This is a genomic window from Streptomyces sp. MP131-18, assembly GCF_001984575.1.
Lineage (GTDB): Bacteria > Actinomycetota > Actinomycetes > Streptomycetales > Streptomycetaceae > Streptomyces > Streptomyces johnsoniae.
In genome coordinates this window covers 686,691-698,780 of record NZ_LZNS01000001.1, presented here as the reverse complement: position 1 = coordinate 698,780, position 12,090 = coordinate 686,691, and the positions used below count along the sequence as shown (strand labels likewise).

Sequence of the window (12,090 nt, the reverse complement as noted above, 5' to 3'; positions counted from 1 at the left end):
GTCAGGCCGGTGCCGTCCCGCTCCCGCCCGTGGCCCGGGCGGGCCGCGGTGTGCCGTACTGAACGGCCCGGGTGGGCACGACCGTCCGCCGCGGCGCCCCCCCGGCGGCCGGTGCGTTCCGCATGCGGTCGGTCAGCAACCGGCCGGCCTCGCGGCCGAGTTCGTCGCTGTCGTACGCCTGGATGGTCAGCGGCAGACCCAGCGAGTCCGCCAGTTCGAAATCGTCGAAACCGGCCAGCGCCGTGTCGCCGCCCGCCGCGCTCACCGCCCGGAAGGCGCCGATCGTGTTGCGGTTGTTGGAGCAGAACAGCGCGGTCGGCGGCGCGGGCAGCGCCAGCAGCCCCGCCGCGGCCCGCTCCGCGGTGGCGATGTCCTGCTGCCCCTGGCTGATCACGTCGTCCGTGGCGGGCAGGCCCGCCGCTTCGAGCGCCGCCCGGTACCCGCGCAGCCGCTCGGTGCTGGTGTACACGGCGGCCGGCGGGCCGAGGAAGCCGATGCGCCGGTGCCCCAGCGCGAGCAGCCGCTCCGTCGCCTCCCGCGCCCCGCCGAAGTCGTCCACCAGCACGTGGTCCGCCTCGAAACCCGCCGGCGGCCGGCTGGCGCAGACCACCGGCACCCCCTGCGCCACCGCGGCGGCCAGATGCCGCTGGTCGGTGCCCGCGGGCACCGCGATGATGCCGTCGACGCGGCGGCCCACCAGGTCAGCCACCAGCTCCCGTTCGACGTCCAGGTCCTGACGGGTGTTCCCGATGACGGTCTTCAGCCCGTGCGGCCCGACCACGCTGTCCACGCCCAGCGCCAGCCGCGAGTAGAACGGGTTGGCCAGGTTGGTGACGACCAGTCCGACGAGGCCGCTGCCGCGCCCGAGCCGCAGGCTGCGCGCGACCGTGTTCGGCCGGTAGCCCAGCTCGGCGACGGCGGCGAGCACCCGTTCCCTGGTCCCCGGCAGCACCCGCGGATCGTCCCGCAGCACGCGGGTGACGGTCATGGCGCTGACCGCGGCCCGCTTGGCGACGTCCCGGAGAGTCGGCCGATCGGCCCTGTGCCCTGGCGCGTGCGGCATCGTGCCCGGCTGTCCTTTCTCGGCTATCGGCTCCCGGCCGCGGCATGCGCCGCGCCGAGCAGCGGTGCGTCGGCGCCTAGGGCGGCCGCCGTCACGGCGGCCGTCACCGGGCCGAGGCCGGCCCGCAGCGCGGGACCCACGAGGTCCCAGGAGCCCGCCATCGATCCGCCGACCACGAGCCCGGAAGCACCGAAGGAGTCTAGAGCGGGTGCCAGGACACTGCCAAGGTCGCGCAGCGCGTCCCCGAGCACCCGCCCGGCCCGTTCCTCGCCGGAACGCGCCCGCGCGGCGATGTCGGCGACGTCGGCGTCCCGATCGCCGTACGCGGCGAGGATGGCGCGGCGCGACACCGTCTCCTCCAGCGGGCGCCCGTGCAGCGTCAGCAGGTCGACGCGGCCGTCCGGCGGCACCCCGGGCCCCGCGCGGCACACCCGGCCGCCGTCGAGGAACGCCGAGCCCACGCCCGTGCCGAGCGTGATGCCCACGCAGCGCCGGTGCCCCCGGGCGGCACCGGCGTGCCACTCGCCGACCAGGAAGGCGTGCGCGTCGTTGAGGAAGACCACGCCGGCCGGCCGGCCCGGCAGCCCGGCGAGCAGCGCGGCACGCATGTCCACCCCGTACAGGCTGTCGAACTTCCCGACTCCCTCGTACCGCGCGATCCCGCCCGCGTAGTCGAACGGGCCCGGCACCGCGACCCCCCATACGCCGTCCGGCGGCTCGGGCAGCGCCGCGGCGCAGCCGAGCACCGCGCCCAGAATGTGCTCCGCGGCGCCGTGCGGCAGGAGCGGGTCCCGGCGGCGGGCGGCGACCACCGCCCGCGCCGGGTCCACCAGGGCGGCCGTCACGTGGGTGCCGCCGATGTCGAGTACCGGAATCACCGCACGAGCGCCTTGACCACGCGCGCCGGCCCGCCGTGCGGCACCAGCCGGTAGGCGCCGACGGCCGCGGGCACGGTCAGCGTTTCGGCGAACGCCAGCTCGTGCCGGTCGCCCGCCGCCGTTTCCACGGTCACGCCCGCGCCCTCCACCACGTTCAGCACGTGGAACCGGCCGGCCGTGTCGTCCTCGGCGCGTGCCCCCGCCCGGAGCGTGAATCTGCGGACCTCGTAGAACATCTCGTCCAGCGCGCCCACCACCTCTTCCTCCCAGCCCTCTCCGCGGCGCAGCGTACGCGGGCGCGGCACCAGGTCGCGTTCGACCGCGGCGCCGCGCCGCGCCGTGTCGAGGTTGGCCAGACCGTGCCGGAACGGCAGCGGGCGCGGGCGGCCGTTCGCGTCGGGGCGCTGCCAGTCGTAGAACCGCAGGCTGTACAGGTAGGGCGTGGCGCTGATCTCCAGCACCAGGTTCCCCGCGCCGCTGGAGTGCGGGGTGCCCGCGGGGATCATGAACAGCTGCCCGCGTTCCGCGGGGAACGTCAGCACGTGGTCCTCCGGGCGCATCGGCACCTGCTCGGCCGCGGCCTTCTCGACCTCCGTGCGGAACAGGTCGAGGTCCACGTCCTCGCGCAGGCCGAGGAACACCCGCGCGTCGGGGCCGCCGAACGTCACGTAGTACGTCTCGTGCTGCGTGTAGGACCAGCCGAACCGCTCCCGCATGTACCGCTCCCGCGGATGGCAGTGCACCGACAGGTTGCCGCCGTCCACCGTGTCCAGGTAGTCGAAGCGGATCGGGAACGAGGTGCCGAACGCCGCGTGCACCGCCTCGCCCAGCACCTCCCGCGGATGCAGCACGCACATCAGCTGGAACGGCAGCTCCACCTGGCGCCCCGGCCCCTCGCCGACGAGGATGCCCGACTCCGGGGCGATCAGCTCGTACCCGAGGGCGGTGTTGCGGGCCCGCGGAGCGAAACCCAGCTCGCGCTGCGCCCAGTGACCGCCCCACGGCGTGGAGTTGAAGTACGGCCTGGTGCGCACCGGGCGGCGGGCCAGCCGCGCCAGCGTGGCCCGCATCCCGTCCCCGTCCAGCAGGGTCGGCGCCCCGGCCTCCTGCACGTCCAGCCACCCGTCGATCCGGGGTGCCAGGGCGTCCCGGTGCCGGTCGAGCATCGGCCAGTCCACGTAGAACAGCCGCCGCAGATCGGCCGGCCTGCCGGGCAGGCCCAGGTTCTCCCCGCCGCCCGCCGCCACCGCGGCCTCCGCGTACCGCTTCGGCAGGTCCGCGTACCACAGCACGTCGTGCGCGGTCAGCGCCGCCCCCGGGCCGTAGACCAGCACCAGTCCGTCGGCGGGCCGCGGCACGGACGGCGGAGCGTCGAACAGGTCGTCCAGGGCATTTTCCGCCAGGCGCGGGAAATAGGGGTCGTCGGCCTCCTCGGGGAGGGTGCGGCGGCTCACCGTTCCCGGTGGCGCGTAGTGCGTGCGCACGTCCAGCAGCTGCACCGCGGTCGCGCGCCCTGCCAGCTCCTGCCGCAGCCGGGCGGCCAGGGCGGGCCAGTCAACGGACGGCGGTCCTTCGACCGCGACGACCGCGGGGCCTGACGGAAGTCGCGCCGCCACGGCGGGCCACCCGGTGGCCAGGGCCGCCTGCGGCGCCGTGGGGTAGCGCGGATCGAGCCGGTACACGCGTTCTCCTTGCGTTCGTTGCTCTCGTGAAGCAGAAGGGGGTGGGGAGCCGCCCCGGGTCAGGGGCGCTCCAGCAGCACCGCGGTCGTGCCGAGCGCGGGAACGGGCACCGTCACCCGGCCCTCCTCGACCGGCAGCGCGCCCCGGGCCGTTCCCAGGTAGTCGGCCTCGTGCGCGGCGGCGACCGGGAAATGGACGTGCACCGGGCAGGACACCGGCTCCTCCGCGAAGGACTGGAGCCGCAGCAGCACCGAACGCCCGCCCGCCGGGGTGATCGCCCCGACCAGCCGGACGCGCGCGTCCCCGACCTCGGCGAATCCGAGCGCGGCCGCCGCCGCGCCGTCGGCGACGGCTTCGCCACGGGCGCGCACCGCGTGCAGGGGGCGGCTGAACGCGGCCGCGGTGCGCGGCCCGAGACCGGCCGACCGCTCCGCGGGGGCGCACGCGACGCTGTAGCGGAAGGGGAACTCGAAGCCCTGCTGACTCGGGAAGTTGGTGTCCCACAGGTTGTTGTGAATCCAGGAGAACACCGTCGCCGGCTCGTCCTTCTCCAGGGTCGCGGGGAACGGTGCGTACGGCAGTGCGATGTTGCCGAACTGCACCAGCGGCGCGTCCTGCGTCGACCACGCCACCGTCAGCCCGTCCTCCTCCAGCGTCACCCAGCGGCGCACCGCCCGCATGTGCCGCGCGGACCCGGGGACCACGGGCAGCCCGCTGCCGGTCGCCCCGCCCGACGCCTCCATCCGCACCCGCGGGCTGCCGAAGGCGAACGGGAACGCGAAGTAGGCGCTCTCCTTGCCCAGCGTGGCGTCCTTGTCCACGCTGTTCGCCACGTCGAGCCTGGCGATGCCGTGCGGCAGCGTCAGCGTGGTGCGGACCCGGTTCGCGCCCGCGGGGTGCGTCTCGTACACCAGGATCTCGGCCACCGCCGTGGACCGCCGGTCGATCAGCGCCGCCGGCGGCGCCACCGCGCGGACCCCCAGGTGCTCCAGCCGGTCGGAGGCCGTGGTGCGGCTGGAGTTGTGGTTGAACGCGCCCGCCGTGGTGTAGCTGTCGTGCAGGTAGCCGTTGAACCCGACCACCGCGTCCTGCCGCACCAGTTCGGCCCCGCTCGCCTTGTCGACGATCGAGGCGATGCACGCCCGCGCCAGGTCGACGCGCACCCGCAGGTGCGCGTTCTCCAGCACCGTCGCGTCCGGCCGCGCCAGCGCCCGCTCCGCCGTCCCGGCCGGGTCCTGCCGGTCCGTGGTGCCCGTCGGGTTCCGGCGCATGATGGAGTCCGGCACCGCACCGTCCCCGCCGACCCCGTCCCCGGCGGTCGCCACCACGTCCAGCCGCACCGAGCCGGCCGGCGGCACGTCCGTCACGCGCAGCACGAGGAACCGGCCCGCGTCCCGGTGCGTGTCGTTGACCTGTCCCTCCTCCTGGTGTTCCAGGCGCTCCCCGGTGCGGGCGTCGAGCACCGCCACCGGCTGCTCCAGCGGCACGCTGCTCTCGGGCAGGAAGATCCGCGCCACCTCCGTGCGCGTCCACGAGCAGGTGTTGACCACGTGGAACGCGGCCGCCGCGCCGGCCGGGCGCGCCAGCCGCTGGCCGAGCCGCGCGGCGGCACGGTTCAGCAGTGACTGCCCGTCGTCGTGGCCGCGCCTGGCCTGCCCGTACTTCCAGTGCCACTGGTCCTCGCCCGAGTGCCCGTGGTCGTGCCCGTGCGTCCACGGGTCGCTCGCGCCCCAGGTGTGCTCGTCGAACAGCGACACCGCCTCGTACACCCCGGCCGCGTCGCGGGTGTCGTCCTCGGCGCCCGGCGCGCCGAGCACCCCGGCGAACGTTCCGATGGTCTGCGCGTCCGCCACGACCCCCTGCGCGGTGCGGGCCAGCGAGAGCGGCATCGCGCCGGAGCCGACGCCGTCCACCCACCAGTCGGTCCAGTCGCCCTCGAAGGTCTGGATGCGGTCGCCGAGCCGCGCCTCGGCGTCGGTGAAGAAGTCCTCGTTGCGCGACAGCCGCAGCTGCGGGTAGGCCCACGTCTCGTTCCAGCGGCGCACGGTGTCCGCGATGATCCGCCGCGGCGGCGCGTTGTCGCCGAACTTCCCCTGCACGCGCAGGTGCAGCACGTCCCACGGGTAGGGCTCCCGGGAGATCTGCTCGCGGTCCATCGGCCAGCCGAAGACGCCCTCCTCGTACGGGTAGGGGTTGTTCGCCAGCGAGGTCAGGTAGGCGGGCAGCAGGTCGTCCACCGAGGCGTAGTCGGTGTCGAAGCCGAGCAGCGGCCCCTCCATGTAGGCCAGCCCGTGCGGGGTGTCGGTCATCCACACCAGCACGCTGCGGCCGCTGGGCGCGCGCCAGCGGAAGAGGCGCGGCAGCTTGTCGCCGCCCACCAGGTGCGGAACGGAGCGGCCCGCCCAGTTGTGCGCGACGGACAGGTAGCGCACCCCGGCCGAGGCCAGCGCGTCCACCAGGCCCACGACCGAGCCGGGCACGTCGGTCTGCATCGCGGAGGTGAAGGAGACGCCGAACCGGTTCGCCACCTCGCGGGCGGGCCGCAGCAGTTCGTGCAGCTCGTCCGTCGAGCACGTCTCCGTGTGCAGGTTGAACGGCATCGCGGTCAGCTCGATGCGGCCCTCACGGACCCGCCGCACAAACTCCTCGACCTGTTCGACGGGCCGCGCGTCGGCCCACTGCTGGAAGGACAACAGTGACTCCACGCACCAGCGGAACTTCGACTCCTCCGACCAGGAGTCGGTGGCGCCGGTCAGTTCGAGGCAGGAGTCGAGGAACGACAGGTGTTCCGCGAGTACGTGGCCCTGCGGGTCGGTGTAGCCGATGTCCAGGTGCGAGTGGTGCACCAGGTGGATGGTCCACTGCCGCTGCGGCGTCAGCTCCACCTCCACCCCGTCGGACGGGTCCGCGGCGCCGTCCGCGGTCACCGTGACCCGGCGGGCCGCGTCGACGGCCGGCACCAGCAGCCGCACCGAGCCGTTCGGCCCGGCCAGTTGCTCGACCGGGAGGGCGCCGGAGGACGCGGTGCGCACCGTGAGCCGCGCGGGCGGCGCGGCACCGCCGACCGCCTCGACGCGCAGCGACTGGAGCAGCCCGCCGCCGGCCGCGCGGCGCAGCAGCGGCTCCTGGGTCAGCCGGACGGGGACGCCGCCGAGGGTGCCCTCCGCGGAGACCACCGAGGCCCGCAGGCTGTCGCGTATCCGGTCGTTGTCCCAGGCCGTGGTGCGGACGAGAGCACGAGTGGTCATGAGTATCTCTCCGAGTTCAGCGTGCGGTTGCGGTGACGCCGCGCAGGAACAGGCCGCGGAACACCAGGAAGATGACGAGGGTGGGCAGCGACACGATCAGCGCGCCGGCGAGGATCACCGGCGGCCCCGAGGCGCTGTAGGCGGTGTTGAGGGTGGTCAGGGCGGCCATCACGGGCTGCACCTCGGGGCTGCGGGTGAGCGTGATCCCGAACAGCAGGTCGTTCCAGACGGCGGTGAACTGGAAGATGAACGCCGCGCCGAGCCCCGAGCGCAGCAGCGGCACGTGGATCGACCAGAAGATGCGGGTGAAGGAGGCGCCGTCCAGCATGGCCGCCTCCGTGGCCTCCGGCGGCATCGTGGTCATCTGGTTGCGGATCAGGAAGAACGCGAACGGCACCGCCCAGGCGGCGTAGATCAGCATGAGGCCGAGGCGCGTGTCGTAGAGGTTCGCGTCGGCGTACAGGCCGAACAGCGGGGCCAGGAAGATCTGGAGCGGAAAGACCGTGCCCGAGTAGATCAGCCAGAACCACGCGGCCGGCCGCGGCAGGGGCAGGACCACCACGGCGAACGCGGCCATCGCGGCGACGACCACGGCCGCGGCGCCGCACACCACCGCGTAGAGCAGTGAGTTGAGGAAGCTGTCCCCGATCGCCGCCTCGTCCCACGCGGTCCTCATATTGTCCAGCAGGGCGAAGTCCCCCGGCAGCCAGTCCGGTTCGCCGGTGTAGCCGCCGGCGGGGGTCAGCGCGTTGACGATCAGCAGGTACAGCGGCACCAGCCACAGCACCACGCAGCCGGCGACGAAGAGATTGCGCATCGTGCGTCCCATCGGAATCCCTCCTCAGTCCCGGGCGGCGGACGGCATCTGGCGGCGCAGATACATCCACGCGGAGGCCACGACGATGACGGTCAGGACGAGGGCGATGGCGGAGCCGTAGCCGACGTGGAAGAGGCGGAACGTCTCCCGGTACATCGTCAGCGCCAGCGTCTCGGAGGAGCGCGAAGGCCCGCCCTGGGTGAGAATCCAGATCATGTCGAACGCCTTCAGGCTGTTGACGATGGCCATGCCGACGACCACCACTGTCACGGCCCGCAGCTGCGGCAGCGTGATCCAGCGGAACATCCGCCAGCCGGACGCCCCGTCCAGCTGCGCGGCCTCGACCGTCTCCCGCGGGATCGCGCGCAGCCCGATGGCGAACAGCACCACGTTGAGACCGGTGCCCTGCCAGGTGCTCGCCACGATCATCGACAGCGTGTTGTGCGGCCACTCCAGCAGCCATGGGTGCGCGAGCCCGTCGAGCCCGACCGCGCGCAGCACCTGGTTGACGGCGCCGTCGCTGGTCAGCATGAAGTCCCACAGCACGGCGGTGGCCGCGCCGGAGATCGCGTACGGCAGCATGATCACCAGCTGTGCCACGACGCCAAGACGCATGCGGTGCGTGGCCACCGCGATCAGCAGCCCGAGGAGCACCGGCAGCAGCAGCGTTCCCGCCACCCACATCAGGGTGTTGAGGACGGACCGCGAGAAGATCGGGTCGTCGGCCAGGCGCGCGTAGTTGTCGAGCCCGGTCCAGCGGCTGGTGAACCCGTTGTCCTCGAAGAAGCTGCCGTAGACGCTGCGCATGAACGGGTAGACCAGCAGCACGCCGACCAGCGCCAGGGCGGGCAGGGCCCACGGGATCGCGGTCAGCGGGCCGCCGAACGCGGCGGGCGGTCCGGTGCGGCGCGGCGCCCGGTGGGGCTTGCGCAGCGGGATGCGGCGCCGGGTCCTGCTGCCGCGGGGGGCGGGGGCGGGGGCGGTGCTCAGGGTGTCGGTCATGACTGCTCGGCCTCCCGCCACACCTGCCACGCCTCCTCGGCCCGCCCCTGCATGGTGCGCAGCACCGAGCGGTAGGAGGACGGGTTGAGCAGGAGGCCCGCGAGGTCGTCGACGGTGGCCTCGACCAGTTCGGGTGGGCCGAGCTCCCAGAAGCGGTTCAGCAGCCACAGCCGGTCCCTGCGGACTGTGTCGACGACGCCCTCGAGCAGCGGATTGGCCGCGTCGACCCGCGGGTTGGGGGACCCGTCCTGGAGCGTGCCGGAGAACGCGGCGGACACTTCGGGGTGCAGCCAGGCGTCCGCGGCCCGGAGGGCCTCGTCGCGGTCGGGCCCCTTCACGGTGCACACCAGGGCGCTGGACTCGAAGATCATCGCGGGCCGGGCCCCGGGATCGGCCATGGGCAGGACGAAGGCGCCGATGTCGCCGCCGGGTTCGCCGCCCGCGGAGGTGAAGTTCGGTGTCATGAACGTGCCGCCGGGCATCATGCCGAGCGTGCCGTGCACGACTGAGGCGGCGGCGTCCACGTGGCTCATGTCCAGCGCGGTGAACCAGTCGCGGTCGAAGAAGTCGGCGATGGTCGCCAGGGCCCGTTCCGCGCGCGGATCGGTGTAGCTCTCCCGGCCGTTCATCAGCCCTTCGTAGAACTCGGGGTCCTGGCGGCTGAGCACTTCCATGAACCAGATGAACGCCGGCCAGCGGCCGTCCGTCGTCGCGTGCAGCGGGACGATGCCCGCCCGTTTGAGCCCGGCGCAGGTGTCGAGGAACGCGTCCCAGGTGTGCGGGGCCGACAGGCCGTGCTCGGCGAAGACCTCGGTGTTGTAGAAGAAGACCCAGTAGCTCATGTTCATCGGCAGGCCGTAGACCCGTTCCCGGTGGGTGAACGCCTCGCGCAGCGAGCCGTCGACCCAGCCGCGGCGCTCGGCGTTCTCCCAGGCGCGGGTCAGGTCCTCGATGCCGCCGGTACGGGCCAGGTCCCGCAGCCGGTAGCCGGACGAGTACTTGAGCATGTCGGGCGTCTTGTTGGTGCGCAGCGAGGACTTGACGATCTGCTCGAAGGACTCGAGCGAGGGAATGACCTCGGGCACGAGTTCGAGGCCGGCCACGGAGTCCATGCTGCGGCCCGCGGCGGCGAGTGGCTCCTCCCAGGAGGCGTTGTCGCCGTGCAGGGCGACCTTCCCGGCGGGCTGTCCCGCGGCGGTTCCGCAGGCGGTGGCGACCGCGCCGACGGCGGCTGCGAGCACCGTGCGGCGGGCGAGAGTGGGCAGGGGCAAGGGGTAACGACTACCTGACATGGCGGCTCCCTACAGGTACGCGTTAGCCGTGTTATCGTTAACACGTGCCGTGCAGCTTCCTGCCGCCGGTAGCTGTCTGTCAAGAAGGGGACGAAAAAAATCTCCCGCGATCACCATCGGTGACAGCGGGAGTTCAGGCATGCCCGCGCCCGCGCCCGCGCCTGCGCCCGCGCCCGGGCGCGGGCGCGGCGGCGTCATGGCCGGTGACCGGAGGCCGGACGGTGTCGCGGGCCGGTCGGTCGGGGGAGGGGGCGCGTCCTGAGCGGCGGGCGGCGGGCGGCCGGGTGCTTCCAGGCGGACCGTCACGCGGGCGGGGCGGTGCACGCCCCGTGGCTCCCGGTGGACGGACAGCCACCGCGATGGTGGCCGTGCCACTCTGCAAGTGGCAGAATGGCGCGGCACATTGTTGTCACACCTTCCGGGAAGGGGGCGCGGTATGCGGGTGTCGCGCTCCGGCCGCCCGACGGCCGCCCTGCTGCTGATCGGCGCCCGGCTGCGTGAACTGCGCGCCGCGGCCGGTCTCTCCGCGCGGGAGGCGGCGGACGAGCTGGGCACCTCCCCCTCCACCCTGCACCGCATGGAGGGCGGCCGGGTAGGGCTCAAACCGGCTCATGTGCGACGGCTGCTGACCGTCTACGGGCGCGAGGCCGAAGCCGGTTCGGTGCTCGCCGACGTCGAGCGGGCCAGCCGGCCCGGCTGGTGGCAGGCGTACCGGGACGTGCTGCCGCGTTCGCCCGCGGACCTCATCGGCCTGGAGGAGCACGCGCAGGTCATCCGTTTCTATGCACCCGCCGTCGTGCCCGACCTGCTCCAGACTCCCGCCTACGCCGAGGCGTTGCAGCGCGTCCAGCACCCCGAGGACGCAGACGGGCGCATCGCGCGGCGGGTGGAGCTGCTGAACCGGCGGCAGGCGGTCCTCGACCGGGCAGAGCCCGCGCCCCCCGTCCTGTGGGCGCTGATCGAGGAGGCCGCGCTGCGGCGCCGCGTCGGCGGGCCCGAGGTGATGCGCGGGCAGCTCGCGCACCTGCGGCGGCTGGCCGGGCGCCCCGGGGTGACGATCCGGGTCGTTCCGATGCGCACCCTGCACACGGCCCTGATGTGCGGGCCCGTTCAGCTGCTGCGCTACCGCCCGGCCGGGCTGCCCGACCGGGTGCTGCTGCACACGCTGGACGGGACGGAGGTCAACGAGGCGCAGGACGCGGTGACGCAGTACTTGATCGCGCTGGACTCGGCGGCCTCCGTGCCGGACAGCGCACCGATTACGGAATGGCGTACCGAATGGGAGGACCCCCGTGCTTGAGGACCAGATAGATCCCTACCGCCCGGACCCGGCGCGTGTCTACGACTGGTTCCTCGGCGGGAAGAACTTCTTTCCCGCCGACGAGGCCGCGGGCCGGCAGGTGGCGGGGATGTGGCCGGGGGTGCGCATCGCGGCCAGGGCGAACCGGGCCTTCCTGCACCGGGCCGTGCGCTGGCTGGCCGCGGAGGCGGGCGTGCGGCAGTTCCTCGACATCGGCACCGGCGTGCCCACCGAGCCGAATCTGCATCAGATCGCCCAGGCCGAGGCCCCGGACACGCGCGTGGTCTACACCGACAACCGGCTGATCGTGCTGCGGTACGCCGAGGCCCTGATGACCGGCACGCCCGAGGGCGAAACGGCCTACCTGCACGCCGATTTCTGCGATCCGACGAGCATCCTGGACAGCGATCGGCTGCGGGAGGTCCTGGACCTGTCGCGGCCGGTGGCCCTGTGCCTGAACGCCCTGCTCCACTACATCGCGGACGACGTGGAGTCCGGCGTCGCCGCCCGTGATCTGGTCGCCGAGTACGTCGCCGCCCTCGCGCCGGGCAGCTACCTTCTGATCACCCACGTCACCCCCGACTTCGACGTTCCCACCTGGGAGCGGATTATTTCGGGCAATCGCGGACTCACCGGGCAGATGGGGCAGGTTCGTGGCCGCAAGGAGATCCTGGCCTTCTTCGAGGGGCTTGAGCTCGTCGAGCCCGGCCTGGTCCCGCCGCAGGAGTGGCGCCCGGACGGCCCGGTGCCGCCGGAGGCCACCCCCGAAGCCGTCTCCATGTGGGCGGGTATCGCCCGCCGCCCGTGA

At 73.5% G+C, this 12,090-nt stretch carries 9 protein-coding genes; 2 read left to right on the top strand and 7 right to left on the bottom strand.

Features of this window, described 5'->3' with window-relative positions:
- Position 1: 1 nt before the first annotated feature.
- From STBA_RS03045 to STBA_RS03015, 7 genes are read right to left on the bottom strand one after another with little or no spacing between them, the layout of a single operon-like run.
- Positions 2–1,063, bottom strand: a complete 1,062-nt coding sequence (locus STBA_RS03045; protein ID WP_077057746.1) for a LacI family DNA-binding transcriptional regulator — start codon at positions 1,061–1,063, stop codon at positions 2–4.
- 23 nt (positions 1,064–1,086) lie between these two features.
- Positions 1,087–1,941 carry an ROK family protein gene (locus tag STBA_RS03040; protein ID WP_077057745.1) on the bottom strand — a complete coding sequence of 285 codons (855 nt, stop codon included), beginning with the start codon at positions 1,939–1,941 and terminating at the stop codon, positions 1,087–1,089.
- On the bottom strand, positions 1,938–3,623 hold the full coding sequence (locus STBA_RS03035) for a class I mannose-6-phosphate isomerase (RefSeq protein ID WP_077057744.1): 1,686 nt from the start codon (positions 3,621–3,623) through the stop codon (positions 1,938–1,940). Before STBA_RS03035 ends, STBA_RS03040 begins: the two co-directional genes overlap by 4 nt.
- 59 nt (positions 3,624–3,682) lie before the next feature.
- Positions 3,683–6,871 carry a glycoside hydrolase family 38 C-terminal domain-containing protein gene (locus STBA_RS03030; RefSeq protein WP_077057743.1) on the bottom strand — a complete coding sequence of 1,063 codons (3,189 nt, stop codon included), beginning with the start codon at positions 6,869–6,871 and terminating at the stop codon, positions 3,683–3,685.
- Between the two features lie 16 nt (positions 6,872–6,887).
- On the bottom strand, positions 6,888–7,700 hold the full coding sequence (locus STBA_RS03025; protein WP_077057742.1) for a carbohydrate ABC transporter permease: 813 nt from the start codon (positions 7,698–7,700) through the stop codon (positions 6,888–6,890).
- Positions 7,701–7,712: 12 nt separating this feature from the next.
- Complete coding sequence (locus STBA_RS03020; protein ID WP_077057741.1) at positions 7,713–8,690, bottom strand: sugar ABC transporter permease; 978 nt, start codon at positions 8,688–8,690, stop codon at positions 7,713–7,715.
- Positions 8,687–9,982, bottom strand: coding sequence for an extracellular solute-binding protein (locus STBA_RS03015; protein WP_077057740.1), 1,296 nt, complete (start codon positions 9,980–9,982; stop codon positions 8,687–8,689). The genes STBA_RS03020 and STBA_RS03015 overlap by 4 nt, the downstream gene beginning before the upstream one ends.
- Before the next feature lie 436 nt (positions 9,983–10,418).
- On the opposite strand from STBA_RS03015, the gene STBA_RS03010 reads away from it, so the two are divergent.
- Positions 10,419–11,282, top strand: a complete 864-nt coding sequence (locus STBA_RS03010; RefSeq protein WP_077057739.1) for a helix-turn-helix transcriptional regulator — start codon at positions 10,419–10,421, stop codon at positions 11,280–11,282.
- Complete coding sequence (locus tag STBA_RS03005; RefSeq protein ID WP_077057738.1) at positions 11,275–12,090, top strand: SAM-dependent methyltransferase; 816 nt, start codon at positions 11,275–11,277, stop codon at positions 12,088–12,090. The genes STBA_RS03010 and STBA_RS03005 overlap by 8 nt, the downstream gene beginning before the upstream one ends.

Bases quoted from the DNA above. Each gene is read 5' to 3' on its own strand.
- STBA_RS03015 (WP_077057740.1), bottom strand. From the start codon at position 9,982: ATGTCAGGTAGTCGTTACCCCTTGCCCCTGCCCACTCTCGCCCGCCGC.
- STBA_RS03010 (WP_077057739.1), top strand. From the start codon at position 10,419: ATGCGGGTGTCGCGCTCCGGCCGCCCGACGGCCGCCCTGCTGCTGATC.
- STBA_RS03045 (WP_077057746.1), bottom strand. From the start codon at position 1,063: ATGCCGCACGCGCCAGGGCACAGGGCCGATCGGCCGACTCTCCGGGAC.
- STBA_RS03020 (WP_077057741.1), bottom strand. From the start codon at position 8,690: ATGACCGACACCCTGAGCACCGCCCCCGCCCCCGCCCCCCGCGGCAGC.
- STBA_RS03025 (WP_077057742.1), bottom strand. From the start codon at position 7,700: ATGGGACGCACGATGCGCAATCTCTTCGTCGCCGGCTGCGTGGTGCTG.
- STBA_RS03030 (WP_077057743.1), bottom strand. From the start codon at position 6,871: ATGACCACTCGTGCTCTCGTCCGCACCACGGCCTGGGACAACGACCGG.